Origin of the sequence: Thiomonas intermedia (genome assembly GCF_002028405.1) — a bacterium.
Lineage (GTDB): Bacteria > Pseudomonadota > Gammaproteobacteria > Burkholderiales > Burkholderiaceae_C > Thiomonas > Thiomonas intermedia.
Genome location: NZ_CP020046.1, coordinates 1,891,049 through 1,909,423, shown reverse-complemented (window position 1 = coordinate 1,909,423; position 18,375 = coordinate 1,891,049). Strand labels below are relative to the sequence as shown.

Genomic DNA, 18,375 nt, shown 5'->3' with positions numbered 1-18,375 from the left:
CGCTAGTATTCAGGCATTTTTTTCTCATTTCTTGAAACAGGAAAATGGCTAAGATCAGTCATCGGCAGCCGGTTTTCAAACCGCAGGATTTGTTCGTGCTGCTGGCCTTGCTCAGCCGGGGCGACGAGGCGGCGGGCTATGCGGAGCTGGCGGCGCAGACCGGGTTGGCCATTTCCGCCGTGCATGCGTCGCTGAAACGGGCGGTGGCGGCACGGCTGTTGGTGTTTCAGGAACGTCGCCCGGTGGTGCTGAAAACCCAGTTGCTCGAATTTCTGCTGCACGGCGCCAAGTACGCCTTCCCGCCGGTTTGGGGTTCGCTGACGCGGGGTGTGCCAACGGGTTACGCCACCGCGCCGCTCAACAGTGTCATCGCGCCTTCCAGCGACCCCGCGCCGGTGTGGGCGTATGCGCTGGGTAGCGCGCGGGGGCTGAGTCTGACGCCGTTGTATCCCACGGTGCCCGAGGCGGCGCTCCGCAATGAGCAGCTGTATGCCTTGCTGTCGTTGTTCGATGCCATCCGGGCAGGGCAGGCGCGGGAGAGGAACGAGGCCGCGCGCTTCCTGGAGGAAGCTCTGAAATGATTCGCACGGATCCGAATATGGCCATGGTGGAGTTGATCGCGCAGGCTTTGGGTCCTCTGCGCGAGCAACTGGTCTTCGTCGGCGGTTGCGCGGCGGGCTTGCTGCTGACCGACCCGGCCGCCGGGCTGACCCGGGTGACCTATGACGTGGACCTGTTGGCCGAGGTGACGGCCTTGCCCGGCTACCACCGCCTGGAATCGGAGTTTTCCCGGCTCGGCTTCAAGCGCGATATGGCCAAGGATGCGCCGATTTGCCGCTGGCGTTTCGGCGAGGTCGAGGTGGATTTGATGCCCACCGAGGACAGCGTGCTGGGGTTTGCCAATCGCTGGTATCCGCTGGTTGCGCGGACGTGCGGGGAAAGGGTCTTGCCCAGCGGCATGACGATCAGGTTGATCTCGGCGCCGGCTTTCGTGGCGACCAAATTCGAGGCGTTTTCCGATCGCGGGCAGAACGATTTTTTGTCCAGCCATGATCTGGAGGACATCATCAATGTTCTGGATGGCCGACCCGAGTTGGTGGATGAAGTAGGGCACGCGCCTGATGACCTGCGCGGTTATCTTGCGGATCGATGCGGGGCTTTGCTGGCGCAATCCGCTTTTCATGATGCGTTGCCCGGATTGATTTTCCCCGACGAGTCGCATGCCTCCCGCACGAAGATTCTGATTGAGCGCCTGAGGCGCTTAACTACACATGAAATTTGAAACCTTCAAGGCGGGTGCGTGGAAGCAGCGCTACCAGTACAAGAGCTTCGAGCCGGTGCCGGTAAACCACGAATGGGTTTGGGAAGAGGCCACCATCAACGCTTTGCTGGAATCCGCCAACCGGGCGCTGGGCGAGCTCAACGCGTTTTCGCTGATCGTGCCTGATATCGACGCGCTTATGCGTTTGATCGTTACCTCCGGTTGTTTGTTAGTTAATGGAAATTAATTTCCGTTAACTAACAGGATGGGCAAGTTAAGGGGGACAGCAACGACTTACGACTGTCCCGCCCGCGAAAAAATAAAAGAAGGTCATGCCATGAACACCGCCACCATCGTCCAGAAGCTCTGGAATTACTGCAACGTCCTGCGCGACGACGGCATGTCGTACGGCGACTACGTTGAGCAGCTCACCTATCTGCTGTTCCTCAAAATGGCCGACGAGCGCAGCCGCCCGCCCTATAGCCAACCCAGCCCGGTGCCCGATTTCTACGCCTGGCCCAGCCTGCTGGAAAAGGACGGCGACGTGCTGTTCGATCATTACCGCCACGCGCTGGAAAACCTGGGCAGCCGCCCGGGCCTGCTCGGGCTGATCTTCGGCAAGGCGCAGAACAAATTCCAGGACCCGGCCAAGCTGCGGCGGCTGGTGGTCGATCTCATCGGCAAGGAACAGTGGGTGTCGATGAGCGCCGACGTGAAAGGCGATGCCTACGAGGGCCTGCTGGAAAAGAACGCCCAGGACACCAAGTCCGGCGCGGGCCAATACTTCACCCCGCGCCCGCTGATCCAGGCGATCGTGGATGTGATGGCGCCGAAGCCGGGCGAGACCGTGAGCGACCCGGCGTGCGGCACCGGCGGCTTTCTGCTCGCGGCGCACGACTATGTGGTGAAGCACAACCCCAGCCTCACCAAGCCGCAAAAGACCAAACTCAAGGAGGAGACCTTCAAGGGCTGGGAGCTGGTGCAGGCCACGGCGCGGCTGTGCGCCATGAACATGCTGCTGCACGGCATCGGCAGCCAGGAGTTCGAGCCCATCGTGGTGAATGACTCGCTGGCGGCCGACCCAGGCGACCGCTTCGATGTGATTCTGACCAATCCGCCCTTCGGCAAGAAGAGCAGCACCACCATCGTGGGCGAGGAGGGCAAGGTCAGCAAGGAGCGCGACGTGGTGGAGCGCGGCGACTTCTGGACCACCACCTCGAACAAACAGCTCAACTTCGTGCAGCACGTCAAAACGCTGCTCAAACAGAACGGACGCGCAGCGGTGGTGGTGCCGGACAACGTGCTGTTCGAGGGTGGTGCGGGTGAGACCATCCGCCGCAAGCTATTGGCCGAATGCGATGTCCACACCCTGCTGCGTCTGCCGACCGGATTGTTTTATGCGCAGGGCGTGAAGGCGAACGTGCTGTTCTTCGACAAGAAGCCCGCCGCCGAAACGCCGTGGACCCGAAAGCTGTGGATCTACGACCTGCGCACCAATATGCACTTCACGCTCAAGACCAACCCGCTGCAGCGGGAGGACTTGGATGAGTTTGTGCAGGGCTACAACCCGGCGAATCGGCATGACCGCAAGGCGACGTGGTTTGATGAAAACCTCCCTCACCCTAGCCCTCTCCCAGAGGGAGAGGGGATGGGTCGTACTGGCCGCTGGCGGGCCTATGCCTACGAAGAACTCATCGCCCGCGACAAGGCCAGCCTGGACATCTTCTGGCTCAAGGACGACTCGCTTTCCGATTCCGACAACCTGCCCGCGCCGGAAGTGATCGCCGCCGAGATCGTGGACGATCTGGAAGCGGCGCTGGAGCAGTTCCGCCTGATTGCCGCCGAAGCCGAAGCTCGGCTTTGACCGAGTTGAGGCGACGGAACGGGTGCTTCAACCCAGATTGCCGGTAGGCAGCACGGCGCACCTTGTCGCGTGCTGACGGGCGGTTTGGGGGCCAGGCCGCCGCTCCATCGCGCAGCACCCCTTGAAACCCCCGGGTTTCAATCCGCCATGAAGCGATAACCCACGCCCAGCTCGGTGATCAGGTGTTGCGGGCGGGCGGGGTCGTCTTCGAGTTTGTGGCGCAGGCGGCCCATGTAGATGCGCAGGTAGTGGCCGTGCTCCACGGCGCCGGGGCCCCAGACTTCGCGCAACAGTTGCCGGTGGGTGAGCACCTGGCCGGGGCGGCTGGCCAGGGCGCAGAGCAGGCGGTATTCGACGGCGGTGAGGCGCAGGTCTTCGCCGTCACGCCGCACGAGGCGGCGCACGCGGTCGAGTTCGACGCGGCCGAAGCGCAGCGGCGCCGCGGGCGCGGCGTCGCTCACGGGCGGGCGGCGCAGCGCGGCGCGCACCCGCGCCAGCAGTTCGGCCACGCCGAAGGGCTTGCCGAGAAAGTCGTCGGCGCCCTGGTCGAGGGCGCTGACCTTGACGGCCTCGGCCGAACGGGCCGAGAGCACGAGCAGCGGCGCCCCGCTCCAGCCGCGGAACTGGCGGATGAAATCGAGCCCGTCGCCGTCGGGCAGGCCCAGATCGAGGATGACGAGGTCGGGCTTGCGCGAGGCGGCGTCGATCAGTCCGCGCGCCATGCTGTCGGCCTCGCACACGCGCCAGCCCTCGGCTTCGAGCGCCGCGCGCACGACATGGCGGATCTCCGCCTCGTCTTCGATCACCAGAATGAGGCTGGCGGGTGTGGTCATGGGACGGCCCTCAGCCTCCTGTGGCTGCCCCTGCGGAGTCGGCGCCCGGCTCGGTGCCGAGTTCGGCGGCGACATCGAGGGGCGGCATGTCGTGCAGGGGCAGGCGCACGCTGAACGCCGCCCCGCCCTCGGGGGCGTTGGCCGCCGCGATGTGGCCGCCGTGCGCCTCGACGATGGCGCGGCAGATGGCCAGGCCCAGCCCCACCCCCGGGATGGGCGACTCGGGATCGCCGCGGGTGAAGGTCGCGAACACGGCCTGCTCGCGGCCCGGCGGCAGGCCCGGCCCGCGGTCCCAGACGGTGAGCTCGACCTCGGCTCCATGCACGCGGGCGCGCACGCCCAGAGGGGTGCCGGGCGGGGTGAACTTCAGCGCGTTGTCGAGCAGGTTGACCAGCACGCGTTCGAGCAGCACGGCGTCGGCGCGCACCAGCGGAAAGTCGGCCGGCAGGTCGATGTGCAGCGGATGCTGCGCCAGCGCTGCCGCATCGACGGCGCGCAGCGCGCTGCCCACCAGCTCTTCGACCGATTGCCAGTCTTGCCGCAGCGTGACCTGGCCGGACTGCAGGCGGGCCATGTCGAGCAGATCGTCCACCATGCGGGCCAGCCGCCGCGACTGCTGCAGCAGGCTGAGGGCCTGGCCGTGCATCGCACCCGCCTCAACCGCCAACCCGCCTGCCGCGAGGCTTGGGGACTCCGGGGGCGCCCCGGCGTTGGCCTGGGCCAGCCCCGCCAGCCGGGTGGACAGCACCTCGGCCATGCCCACCAGGGCGGTCAGCGGGGTGCGCAGATCGTGCGACAGCGCCGACAGCAGCGAGTTGCGCAGGCGCTCGGCCTGCATGGCCAGCAGGGTGTCCTGCGCCACGCTGACGAAGTGGATGCGTTCGAGCGCAATGGCAATCTGCGTGGCGCAGGTTTCCAGCAGGCGGCGCAGCTCGGGAATGGTGGACAGCCGGGTGTCGCCGGGATCGACGACGAGCACGCCGCGCACCCGCATCGGCGCCTTCAGCGGCAGGTAGAACAGCGGCGCGCCGGGCAGGGTGTCGGTGCCCTGGCCGGCGGGCGCGCCGCGCTGCAGGCACCAGCGCGCCAGCTCGGCGTCGAAAGGCAGGAGGGCCTCGGCGGCAACGTCGGCCGCGGGCAGCAGGCGTTCGTCCAGGCCGAGCACCAGCAGGGTGGCGCGGCAGCGGAAGCTGGCCTGCACCACGCGGGCGCCGATCTCGGCCACCTGATCGACGGTGAGCGCGCCCGAAAGCTCGCGCGAGAGTTCGTAGAGATCGTGGGTGCGGCGCTCGCGCTGGCCCGCAACCCTGGCCTGGACATGCAGGTGCGAGGTCAGGTGACCGATGAGCAGGCCCACGCCCAGCATCACGCTGAAGGTGAAGACGTATTGCACGTCGCTCACGGCGAACGAAAAGCGCGGCGGCACATAAAAGAAATCGAAGGCCAGCACGTTGACCACGGCCGCCAGCGCCGCGGGCCCGCGGCCAAAGCGCAGCGCCACGGCAACCACGCCGAGCATGAACAGCATGACGGTGTTCGACAGGTCGAAATAGCTGCGCAAGGGGCTGGCCAGCAGGGTGATGGCGCCGGAGATCAGCAGCGCGGGCAGGTAGCGGCGCACCAGCGCCCCGGCCGAGGGCCAAACGGGGTGCAGCCCGGCCAGGGCCGGGCGCGGCGCGCGTGCGTCGCGGGTGATGAGGATGAGGTCGAGTTCGGGCGCCTGCCGCGCCAGCACCGCCGTGGTCGAGCGCCCCAGCACGCGGCGCCACCAGGGCCAGCGCGGGGCGCGGCCGAGCATGACGCGGTTGAGGTTGTGGGTTCGGGCATAGGCCAGCGCGGCCTCGGCGGCGTTGGGGCCGGCGAGCATGGCGGTCTGCGCGCCCAGGTCGCGGGCGCGCTGCAGCAGGGCGATGACCGCGTCGCGCTGCGCGTCGTGCGCGCCCTGCAGCGTGGGCGTCTCCACGGTGATGACGTGCCAGCGCGCATGCAGCGCGTCGGCCAGGCGGGCGGCGGCGCGTATCAGGCCGATGTCGTCGCGCGGGCCCGCGCACACCAGCAGGGCCTCGGCGGCGTCCCACACGGCGCCGCCCACGCGGGTGCTGCGGTAGTCGCGCATCTCGCCTTCGACCTGCTCGGCGGTGAGCCGCAGCGCGAGCTGGCGCAGCGCCAGCAGATTGCCCTTGCGAAAGAAGTTGCGCACGGCGCGCGCGGCCTGTTCGGGGAGATAGACCTTGCCGTCCTTGAGGCGCTGCAGCAGGTCGTCGGGCGGCAGATCGACCAGCACCACTTCGCCGGCCCGCTCGAAGATGCGGTCGGGCAGCGTCTCGCGCACCTGCACCCCGGTGATGCCGCCGACGATGTCGCTCACGCTCTCAAGGTGCTGGACGTTCAGCGTGGTGTAGACGTCGATGCCGGCGTCCAGCAGTTCCTCCACGTCCTGCCAGCGTTTGGGGTGGCGGCTGCCCGGGGCATTGCTGTGCGCCAGTTCGTCGACCAGCAGCACGGCGGGGCGACGCGCCAGCGCCGCGGCCGGATCGAACTCGCGCAGCAGATGCGCGCCGTGACGCACTTCGCGCAGCGCAATCTGTTCCAGCCCTTCGAGCAACCGGGCCGTTTCGGCGCGGCCGTGGGTTTCGACCAGGCCGACGCAGACGTCCACGCCCTCGTCGCGCAGGCGGCGCGCGGCCATGAGCATGGCGTAGGTCTTGCCGACGCCGGGCGAGGCGCCGAAAAAGAGCTTGAGCCGACCGCGCTGCGCCTGATCGGCGTCCTGCTGGACCTGGGCCAGCAGCGCATCGGGGGAGGGGCGGAGGTCGGGGTCGGTCAAGGTGTCGGGGTCACTCGACGCGTGGCGGCGCGGTGCCGTCGAGGGCCAGGTTCAATTCCAGCACATTCACCCGCGGCGCGCCAAACAGACCGAGCCAGCGGTGGCGCGCCTGCGCGTCGATCAGGGCCTGCACCCGGGCCAGCGGCAGATGCCGCGCCCGCGCCACGCGGGGCGCCTGGTAGCGGGCCGCGGCCAGCGAGATGTCGGGGTCGAGTCCGCTGGCCGACGCGGTGACCAGATCGACCGGCACCGGCGCGGTGTTGCCCGGATCGGCGGCGCGCAGCGCGGCGATGCGGGCCTTCACCGCGTCGAGCAGCGCCGGGTTGGTCGGACCGAGGTTGGAGCCGCCGGACGCCAGACCGTTGTAGGGGTAGGTCGCCGTGGCCGAGGGGCGGCCCCAGAAGTCACACGGGGCGGTGAAGTTCTGCCCGATCAGCGCCGAGCCGACGGCATGGCCGTCCCGCGTCAGCACCGAGCCGTTGGCCTGCCAGGGAAAGAAGAGCTGGGCCAGGCCGGTGACGGCCAGCGGATAGAGCAGGCCGGTGACCAGGGTGAGCAGGATCAGCAGGCTGAGTGCGGGGCGCAGGAGAGATTTCATGGCGGTCATGGCAAGGAAACGAGAGCGGGCGCGGCGGCCGTCAGACCCAGCCCATCAGGCGCAGCAGCATGTCGATGAGCTTGATGCCGACAAAGGGCGCGACGATGCCGCCGAGGCCGTAGATCAGCAGATTGCGGCGCAGCAGCACGGCCGCGCCCAGGGCGCGGTAGCGCACGCCCTTGAGCGCCAGCGGAATGAGGGCGACGATGATCAGCGCGTTGAAGATCACCGCCGAGAGGATGGCCGAATCCGGCGAGGCCAGATGCATGAGGTTGAGCGCGCCGAGCTGCGGATAGGTGGTGACGAACGCCGCCGGAAGGATGGCGAAGTATTTGGCGATGTCGTTGGCGATGCTGAAGGTGGTGAGCGCGCCGCGGGTCATCAGCATCTGCTTGCCGATCTCGACCACCTCGATCAGCTTGGTCGGGTTGGAGTCGAGATCCACCATATTGCCGGCCTCCTTGGCGGCCTGCGTGCCGCTGTGCATGGCCACGGCCACGTCGGCCTGGGCCAGCGCCGGGGCGTCGTTGGTGCCGTCGCCGGTCATGGCCACCAGACGGCCCTCGGCCTGGGTCTTGCGGATGAGGGCGAGCTTGTTCTCCGGCGTGGCCTCGGCGAGGAAATCGTCCACCCCGGCCTCGGCGGCGATGGCCGCCGCGGTGAGCCGGTTGTCGCCAGTGATCATCACCGTGCGGATGCCCATGCGACGCAGCTGGGCGAAGCGTTCCTTGATGCCGCTCTTGACGATGTCCTTGAGCTCCACGACGCCGAGCACTCGGGCGGGCGCCCCCTCGTCGCCGGAGGCGCGCTCGGCCACGACCAGCGGCGTGCTGCCGCGCCGCGCCACCGCCTCGACATGGCGCACGACCGCCTCGGGCCAGGGGCTGCCGCGCTCGTCGACCCAGCGCTTGAGCGCGTCGGCGGCGCCCTTGCGGATGATGCGGCCCGGCAGATCCACCCCGCTCATGCGGGTCTGGGCCGAGAAGGCGACGAAGCTGGCGGCCGGATCGGCGGCGGGTTCAAGGGCCGTGCCATCCTGCCGCGCCAGGGTCACGATGCTGCGGCCTTCGGGCGTCTCGTCGGCCAGCGAGGCCAGGCGCGCGGCGTCGGCCAGTTCGGCCACGCTCACGCCGGGCGCGGGCAGGAACGCGCTGGCCTGGCGGTTGCCAAGGGTGATGGTGCCGGTCTTGTCGAGCAGCAGCACGTCGACATCGCCCGCCGCTTCGATGGCGCGCCCCGAGGTGGCCACGACATTGGCCAGCAACATGCGCCCCATGCCGGCCACGCCGATGGCCGACAGCAGGCCGCCGATGGTGGTCGGGATGAGGCAGACCAGCAGCGCGATCAGCACCGTGAGGGTGACCGACGTGCCGGCGTGGCGGGCCTGCACCGCATAGACGGAGAACGGCAGCAGCGTGACGGTGACCAGCAGGAACACCAGGGTCAGGGCCACCAGCAGAATGGTCAGCGCGATCTCGTTGGGCGTCTTGCGCCGCTTGGCGCCTTCGACCAGGCCGATCATGCGGTCGAGGAAGGACTCGCCCGGATCGGCCGTGCAGCGCACCACGATCCAGTCCGACAGCACCTTGGTGCCGCCGGTCACCGCCGAGAAATCGCCGCCCGACTCGCGGATCACCGGGGCGGATTCGCCGGTGATGGCGCTCTCGTCCACCGCCGCCACGCCTTCGATCACCTCGCCGTCGCAAGGCAGCAGATCACCGGCCTCCACCAGCACGACGTCGCCGCGGCGCAGGCTCTCGCCGGGCACCTGCGTCCAGGCGGCGTCCTGGCGTGGCTCGGACAACTTCTTGGCGACCACGGTCTTTTTCATGCCGCGCAGCGAAGCCGCCTGCGCCCGGGCGCGCCCTTCGGCCAGGGCCTCGGCCAAGTTGGCGAACAGCACCGTGAACCACAGCCACAGCGTGACCGCGCCGATGAACCAGGCCGGGGCCTCGCCCTGCCCGGCCAGCGCCTGCACCCACAGCGCGCTGGTGAACAGGCTGCCCACATACACCACGGCCATCACCGGGTTGCGCCATTGCACGCGGGGGTCGAGCTTGGTGAACGCATCCACCAGGGCCAGACGCAGCAGGGCGGCATCGACCAAAGGACGGGATTTGCGGGTCATGCGGATCTCACTTCCAGAGCTGCAACTGCTCGACGATGGGGCCCAGGCCCCAGGCCGGGAAGAAGTTCAGCGCGCCCACCAGCAGCAGCACGCCGATGAGCAGGCTGATGAACAGCGGCCCCTGCGTGGGCAGGGTGCCGCCGCTGGCGGGAATGCGCTTTTTCGCCGCCAGCGAACCGGCCAGCGCCAGGGTGGGCACGATGACGGCGAAGCGGCCCAGCAACATCGCCACGCCGAGCCAGCCGTTGTAGAACGGCGTGTTCGCCGACAGCCCGGCAAAGGCGCTGCCGTTGTTGTTCGCGGCCGAGGTGAAGGCGTAGAAAATTTCGGAGAAGCCGTGTGTGCCCGGGTTGGCCAGGCCCGCCAGTCCGGCCGGCACCACGACGGCCAGCGCCGTGCCGAGCAGCACCAGCGCGGGCATGAGCAGCACGGCGATGGACACCATCTTCATGTCGAAGGCCTCGACCTTCTTGCCGACGTATTCGGGTGTGCGGCCGATCATCAGCCCGCCGACGAACACCGCCACCAGCGCGAAGACCAGCATGCCCGTCAGCCCCGTGCCGACGCCGCCGAACACCACTTCGCCGAGCTGGATGAGCGCCATCGGCACCAGCCCGCCCAGCGGCGTGAACGAGTCGATCATGGCATTCACCGCGCCGCAGGAGGTGGTGGTGGTCACGGCATCGAACAGGGCCGAGGCGGCGATGCCGAAGCGCGTCTCCTTGCCTTCCATATTGCCGCCGGACTGCAGCGCGCCGTGCGCCTGATCGACGCCGAGCGCGGCGATGGCGGGGTTGCCCTGCTGTTCGGCCGCGGCCAGGCCGGTGACGGCCACCGCGAACACCAGCGTCATCGCGGCCAGCAGGGCCCAGCCCTGGCGGGTGTCGCCCACGGCCAGACCGAAGGTGTAGACCAGCGCGGCGGGAATCAGCAGCACCGCGATCATCTCGAGGAAGTTGCTCAGCGCGTTCGGGTTTTCATACGGGTGGGCGGAATTGGCGTTGAAGAAGCCGCCGCCATTGGTGCCCAGCTCCTTGATCGCCTCCTGCGACGCCACCGGGCCCATGGGCAGGGTCTGCTGGGTGACGGTCACGGTCTGCTGCACCGCCTGCCCGGCGGCATCGCGCAGCGGCTGGCCCGCGGCGTCCAGCCTGGGCGCGGTGTAGGGGGTGGCCTGCAGCGTGGCGACCGGGGTGTTGGCCGAGAAGGTCTGGATGACGCCCTGGCTGACCAGCGCCACCGCCAGCAGCAGCGACAGCGGCAGCAGGCCGTACATCGTGATGCGGTAGAGATCGACCCAGAAGTTGCCGATCCCCTGCGCGCTGTGCCGCGCGAATCCGCGGATCAGGGCGAAGGCCACGGCGATGCCCGAAGCCGCCGAGACGAAGTTCTGCACCGCCAGCCCCAGCATCTGCGTGAGGTTGCTCATCGTGGATTCGCCCGCATAGCCCTGCCAGTTGGTGTTGGTGACAAAGCTGATGGCGGTGTTGAAGCTGGAGTCGGGGCTGACCGCGCCGAACTGCTGCGGATTGAGCGGCAGCAGCCCTTGCAGACGCTGCAGCGCGTACACCAGCAGCGTGCCCAGCAGGCTGAACACCAGCAAGGCCACGGCATAGCGTGTCCAGCGCATCTCGGCGGCATCGACGCCGCACAGCCGCAACAGCGCCGTCTCCAGCCGGGCCAGCGGCCGCCAGGCGGGGCGGCCGTCCATGATCCAGGCGAAGTAACGCCCCAGGGGCCGCGCCGCGCCGAGCACCGCCAGAAGCAGAACCGCCAGCAGGGCGAAGAATTCGGGCGTCATCAGAAGTCCTCCGCGCGAAACAGCGCCACCAGCAGGTAAATCAGGAGCGCCAGCGCGGCGACCGCGCCGATCCAGATGAATGGACTCACCTCAGCTCCTTTGCAGCAGGCGGTCACAGAACGCCACCAGGGCGAAGACCGCGGCGAACAGCGCCAGCGTCAGAGCAATCCAGAACAGATCCATGCGGTTCGACGCTGCCGCGCCGCCTCGTGCCATTGATGATTCGAAAGCGTAGGCAGACGCGCGTAAACCGCGCGTAAAAAATGCGGCGCGCGGGCAGAGTCGGCCGGCCCGGCTGAGATCTGTTGCGGCTGGAGCCGTGCCCGGGTGCGCCCGGGCCGGGCGATCAGCGCGGCTTGCGCGCCACGGCGTCGATCAGCGCCGAGCGTCCGGCGTGACCGGCGCCTTCCTGCAGCGTGGCCTCGTGCTCGCGCAGCACCAGCCATTCGGCCTCGGGCAGCAGCGAACGCAGCAGCTCCGGGGTGTAGAGATGATCGAGCCGCCCGGGGCCGCCGGTGCGGTAGTCGAGCTGCTTGGGGGTGTAGCCCTGCACGCAGAGCAGGCCGCCGGGCTGCAGGGTGCGCCACATGCCGTCGAACAGACGCTGGCGCAGCGCGGGGTCGGCGAATTGCACGAAGATGGCGACCACGGCATCGAACCGGTCGGGCGCCCAATCCCAGTCGTCGACGCCTGCAACGTGAAACGCGACTGAGAGCCCCCTGGGCCGGCTCGCCGACCCGCCCCCCCGTGGGGGATGAGGCCCGCGGCTCCAAGCTGCCCTGCGGCAGCTTGGACGGAGCTGAATCCGAGCGGCTTGCAAGGCGCGAGGTGGACAAGGAAACTTGGGGCGGCCCGGCGTTTCCTTGAGAGGCGACGCGCTCGGCAGCCCAGCGCCGGGCCTTGTCCACCGCGATGGGCGAGAGGTCGAACGCGGTGACGGCGTGGCCCTGCTCGGCCAGCCACAGGCTGTTGCGGCCCTCGCCGTCGGCCACGCTGAGCACCCGGCTGGCCGGGGCGAGGCGCGCGGCCTCGCGCACGAGAAAGGCGTTCGGCTCAGCGCCGAAGAGCAGGCCGGGCTGGGCGAAGCGTGCGTCCCAGGTGGCGCGGGCGTCGGTGAATCCGGGCGCGGAGGGCGGGGTCGTGGCAGAAGAAGTCATGGCGCGAGCGGCAAACGCAAAGCGCCATTGTGCGGAGTTATGGCGACGCTGAACAAGTTTTCGTGAGAGCGCGCGCCTGGCCGCGGGAGGGGATGCAAGGCGCAACCCACGGCCCTGGCCCAATCGATTGATCTGGTCTGGAGAAGTAGGAATGGGTGATGGGCCTCGCCATGCAGGCGTCTCCCCCTCCCAACCTCCCCCACGTCGTGGGGGAGGAGAAAACTGCGCTGCGCGTGATCTGCGTAAGCCCCTCCCATCCTCCCCTACGCCGCGGGGGAGGCGTGTTGGCCCCCTCTCCACTTGTGGGGAGGGTTGGGGTGGGGTGCCGTTTCAGACGTCAACGCACCGGATCAACAGGGCAAGGACTGGCAACGCCGCAGACCGCCCTCGGACAAGATGCGCGACGCGCGACGGACTTGTTCAGCGTTGCCTTATTTGAGTTTCTGCCCGGTGCCGTCGAACACCGAAACCGTCACCGGAATGCCCTGGCGCACGCTCTCGCCCACGGTGCAGAACTGCTCGAACTGCATCAGCACGCGGTCGAGCCGTTCCATGCCCTGGGCGGCGGCGCCCATGCGGATGTCCACGGCGATGGCCAGCACGCGCAGGCGGCCGGCCTCGTTGCGACCGATCTCGCCCGACGCGGTGGTGGTCAGGCCCTTGGGGTCGAGCTTGAACTTGGTCAGCGCGAAGTACAGGCTGGAACTCATGCAGTTGCCCACGGCGGCGAGCAGGAGGTGCGCGGGCGACGGCCCCGCGCCTTCGCCCAGGGGCGGCGGCTCGTCGGACAGCAGCGCGGGCCGGTCCGGCGCGTAATGGATGTCGAACTGATAGTCCTTGATCTGCGTGAGGGTGACGCTGGGGGGCTGCTTGTCGTCCATGGGGGCTCCTGAAGGCTTGCTGCGATGCTGCATTGTCGGCCGCGGCGCGCGGCCTCACCGGGATTCCGGTCAATGTCGGCGCGCCGTGCGCCCCAATAAGATGTTGGTCTGGTCGCTACGTCGCGGCCGAGTGCACCCCCTCCCACCCCGATCTTGGCAACTCCCGAAGAACTCTGGCTGAAGGCCCGCAAGAAGGACATCCGCCCCGCGCTGAACCGCGCCGTGGGGCTGGGGCTGTTCGCGGGCTGGCTGATCATCGTGCAGGCCTGGCTGCTGGCGCGGGTGGTCTCGGGGGTCATCATCGAACACCAGACTCTGGGAGCGTTGTGGGGCTATCTGGCGGCGATGCTGCCCATCTTCGCGCTGCGCTTCGTGCTGATGCGCGCCTCGGAGAACGTGGCCTTCGAGGCGGCGGCGCAAGTGCGCCGCGATCTGCGCGAGCGTCTATACGGCCATCTGCAGGCGCTGGGTCCGCTGTGGCTGACGCGCCAGTCGAGCGGCGAACTCGCCAACTCCGTGGTGAGCGGCATCGACGCGCTGGAGGCGTATTACGCCCGCTACCTGCCCAATATGTCGCTGACGGCGCTGGTGCCGCTGTCCATCCTCGTGTTCGTGCTGCCGCAGGACTGGATCAGCGGCCTGGTGCTGCTGGGCACGGCGCCGCTGATCCCGATCTTCATGATGCTGATCGGCAAGGGCACGGAGTCGCTCAATCAGCAGCAGTGGCAATTGCTGGCCCGCATGAGTGCGCGCTTTCTCGATTCGCTGCAGGGGCTGACCACGCTCAAGCTGTTTGGCGTGAGCCGCAACGAGGCCGAGGTCGTTGCCGCGCTGACCGAGGACTATCGCATCGGCACGATGAAGGTGCTGCGGATGGCGTTCCTGTCGTCGGTGGTGCTGGAGTTTCTCTCGACCCTGAGCATCGCCATGGTGGCGGTGTTCATCGGCTTTCGGCTGTTCTACGGCGAGATGGCGTTCTTCAACGGCTTTTTCGTGCTGCTGCTCGCCCCGGAGTTCTACCTGCCGCTGCGCAATATGGGCACCTACTACCACGCCCGCATGGAGGCCATCGGCGCGGCGCAGAACCTGCTGCGCCTGCTCGACACCCCGGTGCCGCCGCACGCCCGCGCCACCGGCGGCACGCGGTGCCTCGACGGCGACGCGGTGCAGATCCGGTTCGATGCGGTGACCGTGCGCCACGCCGACGACCTGCCGCCGGCCCTGGACGGCGTGAGCTTCGCCACCCCGCCGCGCGGTCTCACCGCGCTGGTCGGCGCCAGCGGCGCGGGCAAGAGCACCGCGCTGCACGCGCTGATGGCCCTGGTGCAGCCGCAGGCCGGGCAGATTCTGGTCAACGACGTCCCGCTGGACACGCTGGATCTGGCCGACTGGCTGCGGCAGGTGGCCTGGGTGCCGCAGCGGCCGCATGTATTTGAAGGCACGGTGCGCGACAACATCGCCCTCGGCCAGCCGCAGACGCCGCAAGACGCGGTGGAGCGTGCCGCGCGCGCGGCCCAGGCGCATGACTTCATCGCCGCCTTGCCGCAGGGCTACGACACGCCGCTGGGCGAACGCGGCCTCGGGCTGTCGGGCGGGCAGGTGCAGCGATTGGCGCTGGCGCGGGCGCTGCTCAAACCCGCCAGGCTGGTGCTGCTCGACGAAGCCACCGCGCAGCTCGACGCCACCACCCAGGCCGCGGTGAGCGAGGCCATTCTGGCGCTGGCGCGCGAGCGCTGCGTGCTCCTGGCCGCGCACCGGCTGAGCACGGTGCTGCGCGCCGACCACGTCGTCGTGCTCGACGCCGGACGGGTGGTGGAACAGGGCGCCCCCGCCGCGCTGCTGGCCCGCGGCGGCGCCTTCGCGGCACTGGTGTGCGCGCACGAACCTGCAGCCGCCGAAGCGGTGTGAGAGTGGCGATGAACTGGAATCCGCTGCCGCCCGACTTCGATCTGCCCCAGGCCAGGGCCGATCTGCGGCGTCTCGTCGCCCTGTTCCGGCCGTATCGCGCCTGGATGCTGGGGGGCGCCCTCGCCGCGCTGCTCACCCTGCTGGCCAATGTGGCGCTGATGGCGACTTCGGGCTGGTTCATCGCCCAGATGGCGCTGGTCGGGCTGGTGGGCGCGGCCATGGATTACTTCACCCCGGCCGCCTTCATCCGCGGCATGGCCATCGCCCGCACCGCCGGGCGCTACATCGAGCGCCTGGTCACCCACGAGGCCACCTTCCGGCTGCTGCAGGCGCTGCGCGTGTGGTTCTACCGGCGGCTCGAACCGCTGGCGCCAGCCCGGCTGCAGGAGCTGCGCAGCGCCGATCTGAGCAGCCGCATCCTCAACGACATCGACGCGCTCAACCACCTCTACCTGCGGGTGCTGGTGCCGGTGGGCGTGGCGCTGATCGGCGGCGGGCTCATTCTGGCGATGATGGCGCTTTTCAGCCCGCGGGTGGCCGCGTCCACGCTGATCTTCCTGCTGCTGGCCGGCGTCGCGGTGCCGCTGCTCACCTTCCGCCTGGGACATGGCCCGGGCCGACGGCTGGTGGAGCAGCGCGCCGAGCTGCGCAGCGCCGTGGTCGACGGCCTGCAGGGCCTGGGCGAGCTGCGGCTGTATGGCGGCACGGCGCAACAGGCGCAGCGCATCGGCGCGGTGACCGACGCCATGATCGCCGAACAGCGCCAGCTCAGCCGCGCCACCGGCCTGTCGCAGGGGCTGCTCGGCCTGGCGGCGAATCTGGCGATGTTGTGCACCCTGCTGCTGGCCATTCCGCTGGTGAGCGCCAGCCACCTCGCCCCGGCGCAGCTGCCCATGCTGGCGCTGTTCGTCCTCGCCAGCTTCGAGGCGGTGATGCCGCTGCCGCTGGCGCTGCAGATGCTGGGCGAGACGCTGGCCGCCGCGCGGCGGGTGTTCGTCGTTCTCGACGCCAGACCGCAGATCGAGGAGCCTGCCGATCTGACCGCCCCGTCCTGGGCCGGCGCCGATCTCGAAGTCGACGGCCTGCGCCTTCGCTATCCCGGCGCCGCGTCCGATGCGGCCTGGGCGCTCGACGGCCTGAGCCTGCGGCTGCGGCCGGGCGAGCGCGTCGCCCTGGTCGGCCCCAGCGGCGCGGGCAAGAGCACGCTGGTGCAGGCGCTGCTGCGCTTCTGGGACTATCAGGAAGGCCGCGTGAGCATCGGCGGTCATGATCTGCGCGCATGGCCCGGCGACGCGCTGCGCGCCCACATCGCCGTGGTGTCGCAGGACACCTATCTGTTCAACACCACCCTGCGCGACAACCTCATGCTGGCCAGGCCCGACGCCACGCCCGACGAGATCATCGCCGCCTGCAAGGCCGCGCAACTGCACGACTTCATCACCGCGCTGCCCGAGGGCTACGAGACCTGGGTGGGCGAGGCCGGCATGCGCCTGTCGGGCGGACAGGCCCGGCGCGTGGCCATTGCTCGCGCGCTGCTGCGCAACGCGCCGCTGCTCATCCTCGACGAGCCGACCGAAGGCCTGGACGCGCTGACCGAACGCGATCTGCTGCGCGACATCGCCTCCTTGATGGCGGGGCGCACCGTGCTGCTCATCACCCATCGCCTCGCCGCGCTGCCCGCGGCCGTCGACCGGGTGCTGGTGATGGAGGCAGGGCGCGTGGTCGAAGCGGGCACCCCGGCCGAACTGCTGGCGCAGCCCCGGGGCGCTTTCCGCGCCCTGCACGACGCGCTGTAGGCGGCGGATTTGCAGCGGCGCGCGCGGCGCCGTCCGGGCTCAGGTTTTGAGGATCAACCCAGCCGGGGCAGCAGACCGCGCAGGCTGAGCCCGTCTTCGCTCAGGGCCGTGGCGATGGCCAGGCGCAAGGGGCCGATGCGGCTGGAGGCATCGAGCACCAGTCGGCGCACCAGACGGGCGGGGCCGCGATCGTCGGTGTAGAGCGTGGCGATGGCCTGGGTGGCCAGGTAGAGCGGGCGCGTGGCACGCCGGTGCGCGGCCTCGAATCGGTGCAGGCGCTCGGGCGCGGCGATGTCGGTGCCCGCGCGCGTGGCCGCCAGAATCTCCCGCGACAGCAGATCGACGCCGTGCAGGCCGAAGTTGAAACCGTGCGCGGTGACCGGGTGCATGCCCACCGCGGCGTCGCCGATCAGGGCGAAACGCGGGGCGACGAAGCGCTGCGCATAGACCCCGATCAGCGGATAGGCGTGACGGCTGCCCGCGCGCGTCATCGTGCCCAGCCGCCCCTGATAGCGGCGGGTAATGTCGTGCTCGAAATCGGCATCCGACAAGGCCAGCAAGGCCTGCATCTCGTGCGGCGGCAGCGTCAGCACCACCGACGAAAGGTGTTCGGACAAGGGCAGCAGCGCCACGGTCTGGCCGAAGCCGAACCATTCCCATGCGGTGTGATGATGCGGCTGCTCATGGTGCATGCGGCACACCAGCATGGTCTTGCCGAAGTCGTGCGAGTCGGCGCCGATGCCCATCTTGCGGCGGGTTTCGGAGAACCGGCTGTCGGCGGCGATCAGCATGCGGGCGCGCAGCGACAGCGGCGCGATGTCGGCGCCGCCGCCCGCGGGCTGCCCCGGCGTCGCGGCATCGGCCACCGGCAGCAGCTCGACCTCCACGCCCTGGGCATCGGTCTGGATGGCCCCCACGCGGTTGCGGTCGAACAGCGTCAGCCCCTGCTGCCCCTGCACCGCGTCCCACAGGGCACGGCGGATCTGCTGGTTGGGCACCAGTGCGCCCAGCGCCTGCTTGCCGCGCAGCGGCGAGACGCGCATGGGCCGCGGATCGTTGCCGTTGAGCACCACGGCGTGTTCGAGCGGGAAGACCTGATCCGTCGGCACGTGGTCGAACACCCCCGAGGCGCGCAAGGTGCTCAGGGTGCGCAGGCTCAGCGCGATTTCCCGCCCGTCGAAGGGTGGATCGGCCAGCGCGGCCGCGCCTTGCTGCTCGATGAGGGCGATGCGCAGGCCGCTGCCGGCCAGCGCCCGGGCCATGGACAGACCGGCCGGGCCGGCACCGATGATGGCGAGATCGAACGTCATGTCTGGGTTCC

The 18,375-nt window shown here is 69.3% G+C and carries 15 protein-coding genes; 6 read left to right on the top strand and 9 right to left on the bottom strand.

From position 1 onward, the window contains the following. Positions 1-44 precede the first annotated feature (44 nt). From BVH73_RS08885 to BVH73_RS08870, 4 genes are all read left to right on the top strand, one after another. The gene (locus BVH73_RS08885; protein ID WP_079417942.1) at positions 45-581 is read left to right on the top strand and encodes a hypothetical protein; all 537 of its coding nucleotides are present in this window, start codon (positions 45-47) and stop codon (positions 579-581) included. Beyond that, positions 578-1,282, top strand: coding sequence for a hypothetical protein (locus tag BVH73_RS08880; RefSeq protein ID WP_079417941.1), 705 nt, complete (start codon positions 578-580; stop codon positions 1,280-1,282). The genes BVH73_RS08885 and BVH73_RS08880 overlap by 4 nt, the downstream gene beginning before the upstream one ends. Beyond that, the gene (locus tag BVH73_RS08875; RefSeq protein ID WP_218919026.1) at positions 1,272-1,508 is read left to right on the top strand and encodes a hypothetical protein; all 237 of its coding nucleotides are present in this window, start codon (positions 1,272-1,274) and stop codon (positions 1,506-1,508) included. Before BVH73_RS08880 ends, BVH73_RS08875 begins: the two co-directional genes overlap by 11 nt. A gap of 90 nt (positions 1,509-1,598) precedes the next feature. Continuing rightward, positions 1,599-3,125 carry a class I SAM-dependent DNA methyltransferase gene (locus BVH73_RS08870; protein ID WP_079417940.1) on the top strand — a complete coding sequence of 509 codons (1,527 nt, stop codon included), beginning with the start codon at positions 1,599-1,601 and terminating at the stop codon, positions 3,123-3,125. A gap of 137 nt (positions 3,126-3,262) precedes the next feature. On the opposite strand, the gene BVH73_RS08865 is transcribed toward BVH73_RS08870, so the two are convergent. From BVH73_RS08865 to BVH73_RS08820, 8 genes are all read right to left on the bottom strand, one after another. Then, entirely contained in the window at positions 3,263-3,958 is a 696-nt protein-coding gene (locus BVH73_RS08865; protein ID WP_079417938.1) for a response regulator, read from the bottom strand. Between the two features lie 10 nt (positions 3,959-3,968). Then, positions 3,969-6,785, bottom strand: coding sequence for a DUF4118 domain-containing protein (locus tag BVH73_RS08860; RefSeq protein ID WP_079417936.1), 2,817 nt, complete (start codon positions 6,783-6,785; stop codon positions 3,969-3,971). Positions 6,786-6,795: 10 nt separating this feature from the next. Beyond that, entirely contained in the window at positions 6,796-7,383 is a 588-nt protein-coding gene (kdpC, locus tag BVH73_RS08855; RefSeq protein ID WP_079420476.1) for a potassium-transporting ATPase subunit KdpC, read from the bottom strand. A gap of 40 nt (positions 7,384-7,423) precedes the next feature. After that, the gene (gene kdpB, locus BVH73_RS08850) at positions 7,424-9,511 is read right to left on the bottom strand and encodes a potassium-transporting ATPase subunit KdpB (protein WP_079417934.1); all 2,088 of its coding nucleotides are present in this window, start codon (positions 9,509-9,511) and stop codon (positions 7,424-7,426) included. Positions 9,512-9,518: 7 nt separating this feature from the next. Further along, the gene (gene kdpA, locus BVH73_RS08845; RefSeq protein WP_079417933.1) at positions 9,519-11,312 is read right to left on the bottom strand and encodes a potassium-transporting ATPase subunit KdpA; all 1,794 of its coding nucleotides are present in this window, start codon (positions 11,310-11,312) and stop codon (positions 9,519-9,521) included. Further along, the gene (kdpF, locus tag BVH73_RS08840; protein ID WP_154048460.1) at positions 11,312-11,401 is read right to left on the bottom strand and encodes a K(+)-transporting ATPase subunit F; all 90 of its coding nucleotides are present in this window, start codon (positions 11,399-11,401) and stop codon (positions 11,312-11,314) included. Before kdpF ends, kdpA begins: the two co-directional genes overlap by 1 nt. A gap of 257 nt (positions 11,402-11,658) precedes the next feature. Continuing rightward, the gene (locus BVH73_RS08835; protein ID WP_245800505.1) at positions 11,659-11,961 is read right to left on the bottom strand and encodes a hypothetical protein; all 303 of its coding nucleotides are present in this window, start codon (positions 11,959-11,961) and stop codon (positions 11,659-11,661) included. A gap of 939 nt (positions 11,962-12,900) precedes the next feature. Further along, a complete protein-coding gene (locus BVH73_RS08820) occupies positions 12,901-13,350 on the bottom strand; it encodes an OsmC family protein (protein ID WP_079417930.1) in 450 nt (149 codons plus the stop codon). A gap of 153 nt (positions 13,351-13,503) precedes the next feature. Here BVH73_RS08820 and cydD point away from each other — a divergent pair, with 153 nt between their 5' ends. Together cydD and cydC are read left to right on the top strand one after the other, a co-directional pair. Continuing rightward, positions 13,504-15,258, top strand: coding sequence for a thiol reductant ABC exporter subunit CydD (gene cydD, locus BVH73_RS08815; RefSeq protein ID WP_079417928.1), 1,755 nt, complete (start codon positions 13,504-13,506; stop codon positions 15,256-15,258). A gap of 8 nt (positions 15,259-15,266) precedes the next feature. Continuing rightward, a complete protein-coding gene (gene cydC / locus BVH73_RS08810; protein ID WP_079417926.1) occupies positions 15,267-17,054 on the top strand; it encodes a thiol reductant ABC exporter subunit CydC in 1,788 nt (595 codons plus the stop codon). Positions 17,055-17,107: 53 nt separating this feature from the next. Here cydC and ubiM read toward each other — a convergent pair whose 3' ends face one another. After that, complete coding sequence (gene ubiM, locus BVH73_RS08805; protein WP_079417924.1) at positions 17,108-18,364, bottom strand: 5-demethoxyubiquinol-8 5-hydroxylase UbiM; 1,257 nt, start codon at positions 18,362-18,364, stop codon at positions 17,108-17,110. Positions 18,365-18,375 lie beyond the last annotated feature (11 nt).